16 protein-coding genes are annotated in these 16,618 nt (G+C 71.3%); 7 read left to right on the forward strand and 9 right to left on the reverse strand.

Going from position 1 to position 16,618, the window contains the following annotated elements; all coding sequences use genetic code 11:
• Positions 1–190 precede the first annotated feature (190 nt).
• Both ACFWW9_RS09400 and ACFWW9_RS09405 read left to right on the forward strand, forming a co-directional pair.
• A complete protein-coding gene (locus ACFWW9_RS09400; RefSeq protein WP_390373792.1) occupies positions 191–1,393 on the forward strand; it encodes an acetyl-CoA C-acetyltransferase in 1,203 nt (400 codons plus the stop codon).
• A gap of 2 nt (positions 1,394–1,395) precedes the next feature.
• Positions 1,396–3,459, forward strand: coding sequence for a 3-hydroxyacyl-CoA dehydrogenase NAD-binding domain-containing protein (locus tag ACFWW9_RS09405; protein WP_390373794.1), 2,064 nt, complete (start codon positions 1,396–1,398; stop codon positions 3,457–3,459).
• Between the two features lie 40 nt (positions 3,460–3,499).
• Here the strand turns inward: ACFWW9_RS09405 and ACFWW9_RS09410 are convergent, their stop codons facing one another.
• Both ACFWW9_RS09410 and ACFWW9_RS09415 read right to left on the reverse strand, forming a co-directional pair.
• On the reverse strand, positions 3,500–4,489 hold the full coding sequence (locus ACFWW9_RS09410; RefSeq protein ID WP_390373797.1) for an AraC family transcriptional regulator: 990 nt from the start codon (positions 4,487–4,489) through the stop codon (positions 3,500–3,502).
• Between the two features lie 240 nt (positions 4,490–4,729).
• Positions 4,730–5,365, reverse strand: coding sequence for a DM13 domain-containing protein (locus ACFWW9_RS09415; protein WP_390373800.1), 636 nt, complete (start codon positions 5,363–5,365; stop codon positions 4,730–4,732).
• Between the two features lie 105 nt (positions 5,366–5,470).
• Here ACFWW9_RS09415 and ACFWW9_RS09420 point away from each other — a divergent pair, with 105 nt between their 5' ends.
• Positions 5,471–5,896: a hypothetical protein gene (locus ACFWW9_RS09420; protein ID WP_390373801.1), complete on the forward strand. Its 426-nt coding sequence runs from the start codon at positions 5,471–5,473 to the stop codon at positions 5,894–5,896.
• A gap of 58 nt (positions 5,897–5,954) precedes the next feature.
• Positions 5,955–6,128, forward strand: coding sequence for a hypothetical protein (locus ACFWW9_RS09425; protein WP_390373804.1), 174 nt, complete (start codon positions 5,955–5,957; stop codon positions 6,126–6,128).
• Positions 6,129–6,143: 15 nt separating this feature from the next.
• Here the strand turns inward: ACFWW9_RS09425 and ACFWW9_RS09430 are convergent, their stop codons facing one another.
• Positions 6,144–6,614, reverse strand: a complete 471-nt coding sequence (locus ACFWW9_RS09430) for a hypothetical protein (protein WP_390373806.1) — start codon at positions 6,612–6,614, stop codon at positions 6,144–6,146.
• Between the two features lie 65 nt (positions 6,615–6,679).
• Between ACFWW9_RS09430 and ACFWW9_RS09435 the strand changes: the two genes are divergently transcribed.
• On the forward strand, positions 6,680–7,783 hold the full coding sequence (locus ACFWW9_RS09435; protein ID WP_390373808.1) for a GNAT family N-acetyltransferase: 1,104 nt from the start codon (positions 6,680–6,682) through the stop codon (positions 7,781–7,783).
• An 81-nt stretch (positions 7,784–7,864) separates the two neighbouring features.
• On the forward strand, positions 7,865–8,896 hold the full coding sequence (locus tag ACFWW9_RS09440) for a LacI family DNA-binding transcriptional regulator (protein WP_390373811.1): 1,032 nt from the start codon (positions 7,865–7,867) through the stop codon (positions 8,894–8,896).
• A 700-nt stretch (positions 8,897–9,596) separates the two neighbouring features.
• On the opposite strand, the gene ACFWW9_RS09445 is transcribed toward ACFWW9_RS09440, so the two are convergent.
• From ACFWW9_RS09445 to ACFWW9_RS09460, 4 genes are all read right to left on the reverse strand, one after another.
• Positions 9,597–11,042, reverse strand: a complete 1,446-nt coding sequence (locus ACFWW9_RS09445; RefSeq protein WP_390373813.1) for a GH1 family beta-glucosidase — start codon at positions 11,040–11,042, stop codon at positions 9,597–9,599.
• A 5-nt stretch (positions 11,043–11,047) separates the two neighbouring features.
• Positions 11,048–11,845: a carbohydrate ABC transporter permease gene (locus ACFWW9_RS09450; protein WP_390373862.1), complete on the reverse strand. Its 798-nt coding sequence runs from the start codon at positions 11,843–11,845 to the stop codon at positions 11,048–11,050.
• A 100-nt stretch (positions 11,846–11,945) separates the two neighbouring features.
• Complete coding sequence (locus ACFWW9_RS09455; protein ID WP_390373865.1) at positions 11,946–12,806, reverse strand: carbohydrate ABC transporter permease; 861 nt, start codon at positions 12,804–12,806, stop codon at positions 11,946–11,948.
• 113 nt (positions 12,807–12,919) lie between these two features.
• Positions 12,920–14,200, reverse strand: coding sequence for an extracellular solute-binding protein (locus ACFWW9_RS09460; RefSeq protein WP_390373816.1), 1,281 nt, complete (start codon positions 14,198–14,200; stop codon positions 12,920–12,922).
• A 373-nt stretch (positions 14,201–14,573) separates the two neighbouring features.
• On the opposite strand from ACFWW9_RS09460, the gene ACFWW9_RS09465 reads away from it, so the two are divergent.
• On the forward strand, positions 14,574–15,209 hold the full coding sequence (locus ACFWW9_RS09465; protein WP_390373819.1) for a methyltransferase domain-containing protein: 636 nt from the start codon (positions 14,574–14,576) through the stop codon (positions 15,207–15,209).
• Between the two features lies 1 nt (position 15,210).
• Here ACFWW9_RS09465 and ACFWW9_RS09470 read toward each other — a convergent pair whose 3' ends face one another.
• Positions 15,211–15,861 carry a TetR/AcrR family transcriptional regulator gene (locus ACFWW9_RS09470; protein ID WP_390373821.1) on the reverse strand — a complete coding sequence of 217 codons (651 nt, stop codon included), beginning with the start codon at positions 15,859–15,861 and terminating at the stop codon, positions 15,211–15,213.
• The gene (locus ACFWW9_RS09475; protein WP_390373823.1) at positions 15,858–16,562 is read right to left on the reverse strand and encodes an alpha/beta hydrolase; all 705 of its coding nucleotides are present in this window, start codon (positions 16,560–16,562) and stop codon (positions 15,858–15,860) included. Before ACFWW9_RS09475 ends, ACFWW9_RS09470 begins: the two co-directional genes overlap by 4 nt.
• Between the last annotated feature and the right edge of the window lie 56 nt (positions 16,563–16,618).

Raw genomic sequence — 16,618 nt, forward strand, 5'->3', positions numbered from 1 at the left:
CAGCCAAGCACCGCACCGCCCGGTCTGCCATGACCATCGAGCTTCACCTGGAGCGCCGAACGTGAGCTAATTTGTCGGTCGGTGATCACCCGAGCCTGGTCAACGGCCTGGGACCACCGGTCTCACTGAGCGAATTTGTCAGTCGATCCGGTCATGGGAATCCCAGTGGGATCGGCCTACCGTCGAATGCATGAGCGAAGCCTTGATCTTCGATGCCGTGCGGACGCCGCGCGGCAAGGGAAAGCGCGGGTCGCTGCACAGCGTCAAGCCGATCGCGCTCGCGGCCGGGGTGCTGCGGGCGCTGTCCGAGCGGAACGCGCTGGACACCTCGCAGGTGGACGACGTGGTGTTCGGCGTCGTGTCGCCGGTCGGCGAGCAGGGCTCGGACATCGCGCGCACGGCCGTGCTGGCGGCCGGGTGGGCGCAGCGGACGGCGGGCGTGCAGCTCAACCGGTTCTGCGCCTCGGGCCTGGAGTCGGTGAACATGGCGGCGGCGAAGGTCGCGTCCGGTTTCGAGGACCTGGTCGTGGCGGGCGGCGTCGAGTCGATGTCGCGCGTGGCGATGGGCTCGGACGGCGGTGCGTGGGCGTCGGACCCGGAGACCAACATGGCGACGAACTTCGTCCCGCAGGGCGTGAGCGCGGACCTGATCGCCACGCTGGAGGGCTTCGACCGGGAGGCGGTCGACACCTGGGCCGTGCGCTCGCACCGGCTGGCGACCCTGGCGCAGGAGAAGGGCTACTTCGACCGCTCGATCGTCCCCGTGGTCGACCAGAACGGCACGCTCGTGCTCGCCGCCGACGAGACCATCCGCCCGGAGACGACGCTGGAGCGGCTGGCGGGCCTCAAGCCGAGCTTCCAGTTCCACGGCGACCTCGGCTACGACTCGGTGGCCATCGACCGCTACCCGGCGGTCGAGCGGATCACCCACGTCCACACCCCCGGCAACTCGTCGCAGATCGTCGACGGGGCCGCCGCGATGCTCATCGGCAACGAGCGGGCGGGCCGCGACCTCGGCCTGACGCCCCGAGCGCGGATCATCGCGACCGCCGTGGTCGGCACCGAGCCGACGATCATGCTGACCGGTCCGGCCCCGGCCGCGCGCAAGGCGCTGGACCGCGCGGGCCTGACCGTCGAGGACATCGACCTGTTCGAGATCAACGAGGCGTTCTCCTCCGTGGTGCTGAAGTTCCAGCGCGACCTGGACCTGCCCGAGGAGAAGATCAACGTCAACGGCGGCGCGATCGCCATGGGCCACCCGCTGGGCGCCACCGGCTGCATGATCCTGTCGACCCTGCTCGACGAGCTGGAGCGCCAGGACCTCCGCCGAGGCCTCGCCACGCTGTGCGTCGGCGGCGGCATGGGCATCGCCACGATCATCGAGAGGGTCTGACCGTGCCTGTGCACTACGAGAAGGACGCCGACGGCGTCGTCACGCTCACCATGGACATGTCCGGCTCGGCGAACGTGATGAACGCCGAGTACCAGGAGGCCATGGGCGAGGCGGTCGACCGGCTGGAGGCCGAGCGCGACGAGATCGCCGGCGTGGTGCTCACGTCGGCGAAGAAGACGTTCTTCGCGGGCGGTGACCTGAACGTGCTGATCCAGGTCACCCCGGAGAACTCCGAGGAGGCCTTGGCGGGCGTCTCCCAGGTGAAGGGCCAGCTGCGCAGGCTCGAACTGCTCGGCAAGCCCGTGGTCGCCGCGATCAACGGCGCGGCGCTGGGCGGCGGCCTGGAGATCGCGCTGGCGTGCCACCACCGCGTGGTCCTGAACGACGACAAGATCAAGCTCGGCCTGCCCGAGGCCACGCTGGGGCTGCTCCCCGGTGGCGGCGGCGTGACCAGGATGGTGCGCCTGCTGGGCGTGCAGGCCGCGCTGCCGCTGCTCATGGAGGGCAAGCAGCTCCGCCCCGAGCGCGCGCTCCAGGCGGGCATCGTCCACGAGCTGGCCGCCGACCGCGACGAGCTGATCGCCAAGGCGCGGGCGTGGATCGTCGCGAACCCGGCGCCGCAGCAGCCGTGGGACAAGCCCGGCTTCACCATCAAGGACATGCGGCCCGGCGACCCGAACGTCTACGCCCTGCTGGCCGCCGCGCCCGCCGTGCTGCGCAAGAAGACCCACGGCGCCTTCCCCGCCCCGGAGAAGATCCTCGCGGCGGCCGTCGAGGGCGCGCTGGTCGACTTCGACACCGCGCTGCTGATCGAGGGCCGGTACTTCCTGGAGCTGGCCTCCGGCCAGGTGTCCAAGAACATGATCACCGCGTTCTGGTTCCAGCTCAACGAGATCAACGCCGGGGGCTCCCGACCGTCCGGAGTGGACCGTCGGAAGACCGCCAAGGTGGGCGTGCTCGGCGCGGGCATGATGGGCGCGGGCATCGCCGAGGTCAGCGCCAAGGCGGGCATCGAGGTCGTGCTCAAGGACGTGACCCGCGAGGCGGCCGAGAAGGGCGCCAACGGGATCGCGGGCATCACCGCGACCGACTCCGACGCCGACCTCGCGGGCTGCGACCTGGTCATCGAGGCGGTGTTCGAGAACCGCGAGCTCAAGGGCAAGGTCCTGCCCGCGGCCGAGGCGGCGGCCCTGCCGGACGCCGTGATCGCCTCCAACACCTCCACGCTGCCGATCACCGGCCTGGCGACGGCGGTGACCGACCCGGAGAAGTTCATCGGCCTGCACTTCTTCTCGCCGGTGCAGAAGATGCGCCTGGTGGAGATCATCCGGGGCGAGAAGACCTCGGACGAGACCCTCGCCAAGGCGTTCGACTACGTCCTCCAGATCGGCAAGACGCCCATCGTCGTCAACGACAGCAGGGGTTTCTACACCTCGCGCACGTTCGGCACGTACGTCACCGAGGCCGTCACGATGGTCGCCGAGGGCGTGCGCCCGGCCCTGATCGAGAACGTGGCCCGCAAGGCGGGCATGGCCGTGGGTCCGCTGGCGGTCTCCGACGAGGTGACGCTCACCCTCCAGCTCAAGATCCGCGACCAGACCCTCGCCGACGACCCGGAGGCGGCGGCGCTGGGCACCCACCCGGCGTTCAAGGTCATCGAGGAGCTGGTGGCGCTGGGCCGCACCGGCAAGTCCGGCGGCGCGGGCTTCTACGAGTACCCCGAGGGCGCCAAGAAGTTCCTCTGGCCGGAACTGCTGACCCGCTACGCCAAGGACGACGCGGGCGTGGCCGAGCAGGACGTCGCCGACCGCCTGCTGTTCGTGCAGTCGCTGGAGACCGTGCGCTGCCTGGACGAGGGTGTGCTGACCAGCGTCCGCGACGCGAACATCGGCAGCATCTTCGGCTTCGGCTTCGCCCCCTGGTCCGGCGGCACCCTCCAGTTCGTCAACTCCTACGGCCTCCCGGCCTTCGTGGAGCGGGCCGACTACCTCGCCGACACCTACGGCGAGCGCTTCCGCCCACCGGCGTCGCTGCGCGAGCGCGCGGCGAAGAACGAGAAGTTCTAGGCGGCCGGGCGTCGGGGCTCCCGCGGTGGGGGCCCCGACGTCACGACCCGGCCCGGTACGCGCCCGGACTGCTGCCCGTCCACCGCTTGAACGCCCGGTGGAACGCGCTGGCCTCCGAGAACCCCAGCCGCAGCGCCAGGTCCTCCACCGACTCCCCGCCTCGCACGAGGCTCGCCACGGCCTGGTCCCGCAGCAGTTGCTCCCGCACCTCGCGGAACGACGTCCCCTCGGCCGCCAGCTTCCGCCGCAGCGTGGGCGCGCTGACCCCGAGCCGACCGGCCACCTCGGGCAGTCCCCCGGTGATCCCGTTGCCCAGGATGCGCCGCACGAGCCCGGCGGTGTTCGCCCCGTAGTCCCTGCGGGACAACAACTCCGCGGGCGACCCGCGCAGGTACCTCCGCAGCGCCCCCTCGTCCTGCACCACCGGCATCCGCAGGAACCGGGCGTCGAACCGCAACGCCGTGACGGGCGCCTCGAACCGCAGCGGGCACCCGAAGATCAGGTGGTACTCGCCGCCGTGCGCGGGCTCCGGGTAGGTGAAGTCCACGCGCCGCAACGGGATCCGCCGCCCGATCAGCCAGCTGGAGAACCGGTGCCACAGCACCAGCAGCGACTCGGCCAGGAAGTGGTCCGGGTCGGAGGCGTCGGACAGGTCCAGTTCCAGCCGGTACCCGTCGTCGTCCTCGACGAGCGTCATGGCGGGCCGCGAGTCCAGCAGCTCGTAGAAGTCCAGCCCCCGCCGCAGCGCCGACCCCAGGTCCGGGCAGTGCACCGCGAGCAGGCACATGGTCTGGAACGACCCGCGCTTGCTGGGTTTCGCGCCGAACCCCATCAGCTCGTCGTCCAACGCCTCCCACAGGCCCTGGATGAGCAGCGTGTACTGCTCGGCCGTGACCCGAGCGCGGTCGTCCTCCAGCAGCGCCGGGCTGATGCCCGCGGCGGCGAGGACGGGGGTCACGTCGTGGCCACCGCGGAGCGCGCCGCGCAGGGCGGCCCGGACGTAGTGGATGGCGATGGTCCTGGTGAGCATCGGGACCAGTGTCCCACCGAAGATCCGGGGTTCCGAGTCCGGGGGGGGGGGGGGGGGGCGCGCCCCCCGCCCCCGATGGCTCACCCCCCAGAGCCGCCGCCACGCCCCCGGGGGGGTGGCCCACCCCCCCCCCCCGGGCCCCGGGTGTCGCAGACCACGTTATGAGGTCTAGACCAGATACGTCAATACGGCATTGCGGCCCTATCTGGACCAGACCACCGGGTATGTTTCGCCCGCGTCTCAGGCCTGTTCCAGCGGGGCTACCGCGAACCCCGCGGAGAACCGCTGGCACCAGATGACCACGCTCCGCACGCCGCTCAGGTCGGCGTCGGCCGGGATGGCGTACACCTGGTTGCCCTGGTTGGCCTTCAACTTGCCCAGGCTGGTGAACCCCCTGCCGAACTCCGCCTCCCCCGCCGTGGACGCCTTGTCCGACAGGTACACGTAGAGGTCCGGCCCGTCGCTGGTGTCCAGCGCCTCGAACTGCACCGCGTGCCCGCCGTCGGCCAGCCGCACGAGCGTCGCCGACCCCGTCGTCGCGTGCTCCAGCGAGCGGAACGGCCCCGAAGCCAGCGCGACCGGACCCTTCGGGGGCGCGGGAGCAGGCGGAGCCACGGGCTCGGCCGGCGCGGACGTGGTCGGCGGCGGCGCGGCGCTCGTGGTCGGCGCGGACGTGGTCGTCAGCGGCGCGCTCGTGGTCATCGGCGGGCCGCTGCTCGCCACCGGGACCAGCAACGCCTCGTTCGCCGTCCGCGTCGTCACCAGCCGCCACGGCTGGAACAGGGCCAGCGCCACCCCGACCCCCACGACCAGGACCACCGCGACCGCGATCCGCACAACCCGCCGGGACATGCCCACCACCCTCTGCTCGTCCATCCGTCCATCCTCGACAAATCAGACACCGGAAGACGTCCGCCACACTCCTGTTCCGGCCTTACGAAGTTCTGACGGCAGCTCACCTGAACGGGTTAAAGTCCCCCGGTGGTGTCACGAACGAGCACGGAGACGACCGTCGGGCAGGTGGTCGTGGGGGCTCTCATGCTCGGCTGCGCCGCGGCGGGTCCGTTCCCCAGTCCGATCCCCCTGTTGTTCGTGATCGGCGCGGTCGGCACCGCGAACGCCGCGTTCGACCTCATGCGCACCTTCGGCTCCGCGCTGCTCGGCGGGGTGGCCGCCTCCAGCATCGGTCTGGCCGCCGTCCCGTTCGCCGCCTGCTCCGACGACCGGTTCGCCGAGGTCTTCACCTGCACCGGCGACGCGCCGACGTGGCACATGACCGGCGCGGTGCTGGTCGCGGGCCTGTCCGGCGCGAGCCTCGTGCTCGCGCGGATCGCGGGCGCCGGGAGCGTCGAGCGCAGGCTCGACCGGATCCAGCAGGACCTGAACGCGCTGCGGCGCGGTCGCTGACCGCATTTCACCCGACCGTGTGGACAGACGTGGTGGTTGGCCGTCACGGGTCGTCGTGGTGAACGGAAAGTTCGCCGCTGTGCGGCCCGTCGAGCACAAAGGCGAGCGCGTCGGGACGACGGTCGGGCCATTCTTCCCGGTCAGCGCGTCGACACCCGAATGGGTGGCCGGGGAGATCGATCGGTTCACCGAGTTCCGCACATCTCCGACGACCCTGGAATGGCTCGATTAAGTTCAGCTGACGCATTTATCCGAGGTCGAACCACCTGTACTGTCTCGGACGAACACTCCCCACGTGCTTGTTTGTCGAGAAGGAGTTTGCTGTGCGAGTGCTCTGGGCCGCGTGCGGCGGGGCCGTCGCGGCATCGGCTTTGGCGGGTGTGCTGCTGGGTGTTCTCCTCGACGGTCCCGGAAGCCAGCCCAGCGATTCGACGAAGCCCGGCTTGAACTGGGCGACCGTCATGCCGACCACCGGCTCCAGACCCGCCTCGTCCTCCAGCAGCGGCCCCTCCAGCAGCAGCCCGTCCTCGTCCACGACGACGACCACCACCACGACGACCACCGAGCGCCCGCCCGCCGCGCCGCCGCCGGTGACCACGACGACCGAGGCCGCGGCCCCGCCCGCCTCGACGACGCCGCCTCCCGTGACGACGACCACCACGAAGAACCGGGAATGGCCGTGCAGCCCGCTCAACCCGCTGCCGCCGCCGTCCTGCAACTCCTGAGCGGAAGTCGAAACAAGCCCGTCCCCCAGCGGCAACAGGGGTTCGTGACCCTGGGGCGATGGAGTCCACCGGCAAGACCACACCGCTGACCTGGCGACTGCGCGTCCAGCTGGACGACAGCCCCGGAGCGCTCGCGCGGGTCACCATCAGACTGGCCGAACGCGACTGCAACGTGCTCGCGCTGGCGGTCATCCCGGTGCCCGGCGGCGTGATCGACGAACTCGTGGTGCAGGTCGCGCCAGGCCTGCTGCCCGCGGACCTGGTCGAGGCGATCCGCGCCGAGGGCGGGCGGTGCATCGGCATCACCAACGCCGACGTGCGGGACCTGGTGGACGCGCCGACGGCCGCGCTGCGGGCGGCGGGCAACGCCGTGCGCCACCCCGGAAGCGTGTGCGACGCCCTGCGCGCCGTGCTGGCCGCGGACTCGGTCGTCGTGGTGCCGCGGGGGTCGGAGGGCGACCTGGACGACGACAAGCCGGGCCACCACGTGCGGGTGCTCACCCGTGACGGCTCGGTGGTCGTCGCGCGGCGCGGCTGGTCGCCGTTCACCCAGGTCGAACTGGCCCGCGCGGCGGCGTTGATCGACCTGCTCGACGAGTCCGGCACGGCCACCCCGCAGCCGACGGCGCTGATCAGCGCGGACGGCATGGCGCTGGTGCTGCGGGCGGGCGACCTGGGCGACGAGGACGCCGTGGCCGCCCTGCACGCGCGGTGCTCCATGAGGACCCTGTTCACCCGCTACCACTCCGGGATGCGCACGCTGCCGCGGCGCTGGCTGCACCGGCTGCTCAGCCCGCCGCGCGGCAGCACGGTGGTCGCGCAGTGCGCGGACCAGGTCGTGGCGCTGGGCCAGCTGATCCGAACGTCCACTCCGGACACCGCGGAGATCTCGCTGCTCGTCGAGGACGCGTGGCAGCACCGCGGTGTCGGCACGGCGCTGCTGTGCGCGCTGGCCGACACCGCCCGCGCGGCCGGGTACCGCGAGCTCGTGGCGTGGTGCCTGCCGTCGGAGACCGGCCTCGCCAGGACGGCCGCCCGCGCGGGCTTGGAGACGGCCGTGCGGCGGGAGGACGGGCTGCTCCGGCTGTCCATCACGCCGACGCCCGCCCCGCTGCGCAGGCCCACTCCGACCGTGCCCGCGCGAATCGGCGGAACTCGCTGACCGCACCTTGTGGGAGCGCTCCCCTCGACGGTCGGCCCGGCTAAGCTGAGCCGGTTCGTCGATCGCCGAGGAGTGGTGCCCGTGTCCGTTCAACCGCAGCGCGCGGCACGACCCACCCTGGAGGACGTCGCCGAGAGGGCGGGCGTGTCGAGGGCGACGGCGTCCAGGGTGCTGAACTCCTCGCCGCGGGTGAGCCCCGAAGCGCACGAGGCGGTGACGGCGGCGGTGGTGGAGCTCGGGTACACGCCGAACCACGCGGCCCGGTCGCTGGTCACCCGGCGCACGGACGCGGTCGCGGTGGTGTTCTCCGAGCCGGAGCCGAAGATCTTCGACGACCCGCACTTCGGCCAGCTGATCAGGGCGGGCGCGCGCGCCTTGGCGGCGGCGGACGTGCAGATGGTCCTGATGCTCGTGCACTCCCCCGAGGACCAGGCGCGTGCCGAGCGCTTCCTGGCGGGCGGCCACGTGGACGGCGCGCTGCTGTTCGCGCCGCACAAGGGCGACCAGCTGCCGTCGATCGCCCGCAAGCTGCCGCTGCCGGTCGTCTACGCGGGCCGCCCGTGGGGTCCGCTGCGCGGCCTGCACCTGGTCGACAACGACAACATCGGCGGCGCGGTCGTCGCGACCGAGCACCTGTTGTCGTTGGGCCGCAAGAAGATCGTCAGCGTCACGGGCACGGTGGACGAGTTCTCGTCGATCGACCGCGTGCAGGGCTGGCGCACCGCCGTGGGCGCGGACGACGCCATGACGGCGTTGATGACCGAGAGCGGCAACTACGACCGCGAGGGCGGCAAGCAGGCCATGGCCAAGCTCCTGGAGCGGGTGCCGGACCTGGACGCCGCGTTCGTCGCGAGCGACCTGATGGCCGCGGGAGCGCTCGACGCGCTGCGCGAGGCGGGCAAGCGCGTGCCGCAGGACGTGGCCGTGGTCGGCTTCGACGACCACCCGCTGATCGCCCCGCACACCGAGCCGCCGCTGACGACGGTCAAGCAGGACCCGAACGACCAGGTCGCGCACATGGTCACGCACCTGCTCCGCCTGCTCCGCGACGAACCGGTCCGCGCCCGCCGGGAAGTGCTGCCGACGATTCTCGTGCGCCGCCAGTCGACTTGATGCCACCATCGGGGGACATTCTCGTGACCCGATGTGTTTTCCTCGCGTAAAAGGCCACTCGTTCGAGGGTTATCCATTCTCGCGATCAACCCACCGTATTTGTCGGACCCCTCAAGTAATGTGGAATTCGGGGGTCCCCCTGGGCGGGGGACCTCCGATTCGACATTGGGGTCGGAGATGAGCGGAGACGGGCCGGAAGTGGGGCGGGGACGGGTCGGGGATCGGCCTCGGCGGAAGTGCCGGAATGCGCGAAAGATAAGTCCTCCCGAACGTGGCGGGAATCGGGAGGCACGAGCGCGGTGGGCGGCCAAGGGAGCGCTCCCAGAGGTGCGGCCCCGTGCACTCGGGCCTTGAGCACGGGACACGGCTCGACACCCTGTCGAGCGCGCTCGACCGCGGCGGCCCGAGAGGCAGCACCACGCCGTCACCGCAGAAGCATGAGAGTCAGCACCACGTCGTGATCGCGGAGGCCTGAGCGGCGGCATCACGCCGTGACCGCGGGGAACACGCCCCGAATGCCCCGTGGGCGGGAGAAGCAGAGGAACGCTCGTGATCAAGTCCACGGCGAGTGGCATTCGAGTGACGCGGTGACGTGGACGAACAACCGTGCGTGGGCATCGCCCGACGTATTCACCCCGAATGGAGTGAGGGGCGCCCCGGCCCCCGGCCGTGACACCCCCCGCGCCCCTCGTGAGGGGTCCTACTCCACGTCGTACCCGGTGGCCGGAATGGAATTGCGGCCGATGATCCGCGCCAGCACCTCGCCGCTGCGCTTGACCGTCCGCTCCTGGGTCTCGTAGTCGACGCGCACGACGCCGAACCGCTGGCTGTACCCCTCGGCCCACTCGAAGTTGTCCAGCAGCGACCACGCGAGGTACCCGCGGATGTCGGCGCCCGACTCGATGGCCCGGTGCACGGCCCGCAGGTGGTCCAGCAGGAACGCGACGCGCTGCGGGTCGTCGACGCCGCCGTCGTCGGCGACGACGTCGGTGAACGCGGACCCGTTCTCGGTGATCACGATCGGCAGGCCGTCCACGTCGCGGCCGAGGCGGGTGAGCAGCTCGGCGAACGCGTCGGCGTTCTGCTCCCAGCCGAAGCTGGTCAGCTCGCCGCGCGGGTCCAGCAGCTCGGCGCCGCGCAGGCCGGGGAACGGGCCGTCGGTGACGACCTCGGGGTCCGCGGCCGGGGCGACGCGCGTCGGGCTGTAGTAGTTCACGCCCAGGAAGTCGATCGGGGTGGCGATGACGTCCAGGTCGCCGTCCTGGACCACGCGCTGCCAGTCGCCGAGCCACGCGACGTCCTCGACGACGTCGGCCGGGTAGCCCTTGCCGAGCACCGGGTCGAGGAAGATCCGGTTGTGCAGGCCGTCGACCTTGCGGACGACGTCCTTGGACGCGGTGTCATCGTTGTCGGCCCAGGCCTGGGTGAAGTTCAGGACGAGGGAGAACTTGTGGTCGTCGGCGGCCTGCTCGCGCATCGCCCGCGTCGCCAGGCCGTGGGCCAGGAGCAGGTGGTGCATGGCCTCCAGGGACGCCTGCGAGTCCTTCAGGCCGGGCGCGTGGATCCCCTTGTGGTGGCCGAGGAACGCCGAGCACCACGGCTCGTTGAGCGTGCTCCACAGCTTGACCCGGTCGCCGAGGTGGCCGTGCACGACCTTCGCGTACTCGGCGAACCGGTACGCGGTGTCGCGGTTGCGCCAGCCGCCCTCGTCCTCCAGCCACTGCGGGAGGTCCCAGTGGTAGAGCGTGGCGACGGGCTGGATGCCCTTGGCCAGCAGCTGGTCCACGAGCCGGTCGTAGAACGCGAGCCCGCGCGGCTCGACGACGCCGTCCGCGGCGGGCACGATCCGGGGCCACGCCACGGAGAAGCGGTAGGCCGCGAGGCCGAGCCGCTCCATCAGCTCCACGTCCTCGGCGGACCGGTTGTAGTGGTCGCACGCGGGTTCGCCGTTGTCCCCGTTGAGCACCTTGCCCGGTGTGGCGGCGAAGGTGTCCCAGATGGACGGCGTGCGGCCGTCCGCGGAGATCGAGCCCTCGATCTGGAACGCGGCCGTGGCCGCGCCCCAGACGAAGTCCGGCGGGAAGCGGAGGGTGTCGACGTCGAGGGCGGTTGCCCCCTCGAGACGGCTCGGGTCGGTCGTGGTCATCCAGGTCATCCCTTCAGCGCACCCCGCATGATCCCGCCGACGATCTGGCGGGACAGCAGGATGAAGATCGCGACGACCGGCAGCACCGCGAGGGATGCGCCGGCGAGCATGAGCGAGTAGTCGGTGTAGTAGCCGCTGGCGAGCGCCGACAGCGCGACCTGGACGGTCGGGCTGTCGTTGGGGTCGAGCACGATCAGCGGCCAGAAGAAGTCGTTCCACGCCGTCATGAACGTGAACATGCCCATGACGGCGGCCTGCGGTCGCACAGCGGGAAGCGCGACGTGCCAGAAGGTGCGCAACACCGAGCACCCGTCGACCCTCGCGGCCTCGATGAGTTCGTACGGCACTGACTCCTCGCACGCCTGCCGCATCCAGAACACCGAGAACGCGCCGATGAGCGCGGGCACGATGACGGCTTGGAGGGTGCCGTACCAGTCGAGGTCGGACATCAGCATGTAGAGCGGGATCACGCCGAGCTGGGCCGGCACCATGGAGGTGCCGACGACGAGCAGGAACAGGGAGTTGCGGCCCCGGAACCTGAGGCGGGCGAAGGCGAACCCGGCCAGCGCGCCCAGCAGGACGTTGGAGATCGCCACGGTGCTCGCGACGATCAGGGAGTTCATCATCGCCAGGGAGAAGTCGACGGTGTCGAACACCCTGGTGATGTTCTCGATCAGGTTGCCCCCCGGCGTCAGCGGCGGGACGGCCTCCCCCAGCACGGAGTTGTCCTTGCTGGCGACCACGAACGAGAAGTACAGCGGAAACACCGAGGCGGCCAGCACGACCACCAGCAGCGCGTGCAGGAGCGGTCCGGCGCGGTCGCCGGACGCCTTGCGGCGCTTGGTGCCCCGTCCCGGTCGCACGGCGGGCGGAGCGGTCACGACCGAGACCACGGCTTCCCCCTCAGCCCTGGGACGCGATGCGCCGCGCCACCGTGAAGTTGACCCCCGCGACGACCAGCACCACGAGGAAGAGCACCCAGGCGATCGTGGCCGAATAACCCGCGTCGAACAACCGGAATCCCTTCTCGTACAGGTACATCACCAGGGTCTGGAACTGGCGGTCCGAGCCGCCGGTGCCGGTCGCCGTGCCGCCGGGGTCGAACAGCTGCGGCTCCACGAAGAGCTGCATGCCGCCGATCGTCGACGTGATCACGGTGAACAGGATCGTGGGGCGGATGCTCGGGACCGTGATGGACCAGAAGGACCGCCACCGCGACGCGCCGTCGAGCACGGCCGCCTCGTGCATGTCCTTCGGCACGGACTGCATGGCCGCCAGGTAGATCAGGGCGTTGTAGCCGGTCCAGCGCCACATCACCATGGAGCTGATCGCCAGGTGCGACGCCCACGTCTCGGCGTGCCAGTCGACCGGGTCGATCCCGACCAGGCCGAGCAGGTAGTTCACCACGCCGAAGTCCCGGCCGTACAGCTGCGCGAACACCAGCGCCACGGCCGCCACCGAGATCACGTTCGGCAGCAGGACGCCCGCGCGCCAGAACAGCCTGCCGCGCAGGCCGCGGTCCAGCACGGCCGCCAACCCCAGTGCCGCCAACAGCTGCGGCACGGTCGACAGCACGAACAGGCTCAGCGTGTTGCCGAGCGCGTTCCAGAAGTTGGCGTCCCCCAAGAGCTTCGCGTAGTTGTCCAGGCCGGTGAAGCCCTGGTCGCCGTCGATGAGCTGCCAGTCGTGCAGCGACACCCACGCGGTGTAGAGCAGCGGGTAGAGGCCGAAGATCCCGAACACCACGAAGAACGGGGCGATCACGAGGTACGGCGTGTACCGGTTGTCGAACCGCGTGAGCGCCCAACTCCGGTTTTCCCGCCCCGACGTGGAACGGAGCGGGGCCGAGGCCCCGCTCCGCTGGTGGTGTTCCGTCGTCACTTGGCGACGTCCTGCGCTTCCTTCAACGCCTGCGCGAACGCGTCGGACGTGCTCTGCTTGCCCTGCTCCACGCGCGCGAGCGCGTTGCTGAACACCGGCGTCACCTTGGAGTCCTTGGTGCCGCGGTAGGTCGGCTGGAGGCTCTCGGCCGAGGCGGCGAAGATCTGGCCGACCGGGGCCTTGTTGAAGAAGTCGTTCACGGTCGCGGTGACCTCCGGGTCCTTGTAGGCCACCGGTTCGCTCGGCAGGTTGCCGGTCTCCTTGAAGATCCGCTTCTGCTGCTCGGGCGCGGTCAGCCACTTGGCCAGCTCGTAGGCCTCCTTGGGGTGCGCGCCCTGCTTCGGCACGGCCAGGAAGGACCCGCCCCAGTTGCCGCCCGCGCCGGGCGCGGCGGCCACGTCCCACTTGCCCGCGGCCTCGTCGCCCGCGCCCGCCTTGATGAGCGCCAGCGCCCACGCGGGGCAGGTGGTGGTGGCGAAGGACGCCTGCTTCAGCGCGACGTTCCACTCCTGGCTGAACGGCGCGACCGCGCCGGTCTGCTTCTTCTCGCCGAGCACGGCCGCGAGCGTGAAGCCCTCGCTGACCTTGGTGTTCTTGTCGGCGATGTAGGAGTCGTCCGCCTTCGCGAAGTAGCCCTCCTCCGCTTGGTCGAGGATCGCCTTGTAGACGTTCAGCGCCGTGTCGACGAACTTCACGTTCGGCGTCTTGTCGGTGAAGGTCTGCGCGGTGGCGACGTAGTCCTGCCACGTGGGCCACAGCTTGCCGACCGCCTCGCGGTCGACCGGCAGCCCGGCCGCCTCGAACAGGTCGCGGCGGTAGCACAGGGCGAGGCTGCCCATGTCCGTGCCGAGCCCCAGGACGAAGTTCCCGTCGTCCGCCGTGCCCTGGTTCCACTTCCACGGCGTCCACTGGCCCGCGAGGTCCTTGGCGCCGTAGTCCGCGAGGTTCACGAACTTGTCCTTGGACTGGCGGAACTGCGCGACGTTGCCCTCCTCGATGGCAACGATGTCGGCGGCTCCGCGCCCGCCGGCCAGCTGGGTCGCGAGCTGGGTGTGGTGCTGCTCCATCTTGACCTTGCGCTGCTCGATCTCGATGGTCGGGTGCGCGGCCTGGTACTCCTTGACCAGGGTGTCGTACCCGAAGTCGGAGAAGACGCCGATGGACAGCTTGACCTTCCCGCCGTCCGCTCCCGCCCCTCCCCCGCAGGCCGCCGCGCTCGACACGGCCAGGACGGCCACCACGGCCGTCGCCGCCCGACCGGCCAGACTCTTGCTCATCCATCCTCCTCGACGCGCTCTCCCGCGCGACCCGACGTGGTGAGAGCGCTCTCACAGTCGACGTGGCGGCGACCGCTGTCAAGCCGGAGCCCCGTTGTCGACATCGTTCCGTAACCTTAGGACCGCTCCCGGTGCCGTCGCGTGGTGAACGCGACGCTGACGGTGATTTCAGCAGTACGAGGTGGCGGCGGCAGCACCAGTACGGGTGAACTCCGGGTGAACTGTGCTCCGAACGGCCCAGCGGGGCAAGAGGCGGGGGTTGGCCCGGCCCTCGCCCGAGCCAACCCCGCACCCAGGTAGAGGGGCTTCGGGCCCGGACGTGACGCGTGGGAAGAAGATTAATTTTCTGTTCGGAGCACTACGGTCGTCCGCCATGACCTGGCCGACCGACACCCGGACCTCCTACGACACCGTGGCCTCCAGCTACGCCGACCAGCTGCGCGACGGCCTCTCCGGACTGCCGCACCTGCGGGCCGCGCTGGCGGTGTTCGCGGACGTCGTGCGCGCGGACGGGGGCGGACCGGTGGCGGACGTGGGCTGCGGGCCCGGTCACGTCACCGCCGACCTGCGCGCGCTGGGCGTCGACGCGTTCGGCGTGGACCTCTCCCCCGGCATGGTCGAGGTGGCCCGGCGGGAACACCCCGGCGTGCGGTTCGAGGTCGGCTCCATGACCGACCTCGACCTCCCCGACGCCTCGCTCGCGGGGGTGCTGGCCTGGTGGTCGCTGATCCACGTGCCGGACGAGGAGGTGCCGGGGGTGTTCGACGAGTTCCGGCGGGTGCTGCGGCCCGGTGGTCGGGTGCAGGTCGGGTTCCACGTCGGCGACGGGTCGCGGCTGAAGACCGAGGGCTACGGCGGCCACCCGATGAGGGTGCGCGTCCACCGCCGTCGGCCGGAGCGGGTCGCGGACTGGTTGCGCGCCGCCGGGTTCGCGATCGAGGCGCAAACGCTGCTGAACCCCGACGAGGAGGTGCCCGGCGCGCTCCTCTTCGCCCGCCTGCCGGGGTGACTCAGCCCACCGGGGCGCGGTCGTCGAGGAGGCCGTCGAGGACGGCGTCGGCGATAGCTACGGCCGAGGCCGGGTCCAGCGGCGCGTGGCCCGTCATCAGCCGGAAGATCGCGGGCCCGAACAGCACGTCGATGCCGATCTCGACGTCGGTCCCCGGCCGGATGTCGCCGCGCGCCACGCCCCGGTCCCACAGCTCCCGCACGGCTTGCCGCCGACCGGCGAGGAACCGGTCCAGGAACAGGCCCGCGCCGTCCGGGTCGGTCTGCACGTCCGCGATCAGCTGCGCGAAGATCCGGCCCGCCGACGAGGAGTAGAAGGCGCAGACCGCGACGACCTGCTCGGTGAGGTCCCGGCGGGTGGACCCGGTGTCCGGCCGGGGCACCTCCTGGGCCATGTGGGCGGCGAAGGCGTCGATGGTGACCGCGGTCTTGTTGGGCCAGTGCTTGTAGATCGTGGCCTTGCTCGCGCCCGCCAGGGCGGCGATCTGGTCCACGGTGACGGCGTTGGGGCCGTGTTCGAGCATCAGGGCGGTGGCGGCGTCCAGCACCGCCTTGCGGGCGCGGCGGGTGCGCGGGTGCTCCACCGCGGGGGTCTCCGCTCCGGAAGGCGCCGCGGACGTCCTCCCGGAACGGGGGCCTTCTTGATCGGTCACCGCGCCATACTACGGTCGCCCACCGCGCGGATCGTGTCGACGACCTGGGGCGCGGTGGTCGCCATGAAGTGGCCCGCACCGGGCGTGAGGTGCACCGAAGCGCCCAGCTCGGCCAACCACCTGCCCGCGTTGGTCCGCCAGTCCGCGGTGAACGGGTCGTCGTCCGACAGGTGCACGGTGATCGGCCCGGCCGCCGCGGTGATCGCCGCGGCGTCGACCGCCAGGTCCACCCACGGCACGAGCGCGGGGTACGAGCCGAGGTCGTCCACCGTGAACCAGCCCGCGACCGAGACCAGCCCGGCGAACGCGCGGCCCTTTCCGTGCCGGCTCAGGTAGGCGAGCAGCGCCCGGCTGCCGACGCTGTGCCCGACCAGCAGGGTGCCCGCCCGGTCGTCCCCGACCGCCTTGGCGATGGCCGCCACCATCTGGTCGACGCCCGGAGCGGTCGGCTCGGGCAGCAGCCGCACCACCTTCAGCCGGACGCCGAGGTCGGCCAGTCGGCGGGACAGCCACGGGTACCAGTCGGAGGTGGGATCACCGCCGAACCGCGGCACGAGCACCACCTGGCGCACGCGACGGTCGGGCGTCGCTCCCGCAGTGCCGCCCGGCACGAGGGCGGTGAGGGGCGCGGCGGTCGCGAGCGCGGCCGTCAGGCGGAGCAGGCGACGCCGGGTGGTGGCCCCGGTCCTGTCGTCGACCATCGAGGAGCCTTTCGGAGTGGAACCCGTGGCGATCGCGGGTTCGGCGCGGGGGTCGG

It is taken from the genome of Umezawaea sp. NPDC059074 (assembly GCF_042738955.1).
Lineage (GTDB): Bacteria > Actinomycetota > Actinomycetes > Mycobacteriales > Pseudonocardiaceae > Umezawaea.

Coding starts and splice junctions, on each gene's coding strand:
- ACFWW9_RS09460 (WP_390373816.1), bottom strand. CDS start 14,200: ATGAGCAAGAGTCTGGCCGGTCGGGCGGCGACGGCCGTGGTGGCCGTC.
- ACFWW9_RS09435 (WP_390373808.1), top strand. CDS start 6,680: ATGGAGTCCACCGGCAAGACCACACCGCTGACCTGGCGACTGCGCGTC.
- ACFWW9_RS09465 (WP_390373819.1), top strand. CDS start 14,574: ATGACCTGGCCGACCGACACCCGGACCTCCTACGACACCGTGGCCTCC.
- ACFWW9_RS09475 (WP_390373823.1), bottom strand. CDS start 16,562: ATGGTCGACGACAGGACCGGGGCCACCACCCGGCGTCGCCTGCTCCGC.
- ACFWW9_RS09415 (WP_390373800.1), bottom strand. CDS start 5,365: ATGGACGAGCAGAGGGTGGTGGGCATGTCCCGGCGGGTTGTGCGGATC.
- ACFWW9_RS09400 (WP_390373792.1), top strand. CDS start 191: ATGAGCGAAGCCTTGATCTTCGATGCCGTGCGGACGCCGCGCGGCAAG.
- ACFWW9_RS09445 (WP_390373813.1), bottom strand. CDS start 11,042: ATGACCACGACCGACCCGAGCCGTCTCGAGGGGGCAACCGCCCTCGAC.
- ACFWW9_RS09410 (WP_390373797.1), bottom strand. CDS start 4,489: ATGCTCACCAGGACCATCGCCATCCACTACGTCCGGGCCGCCCTGCGC.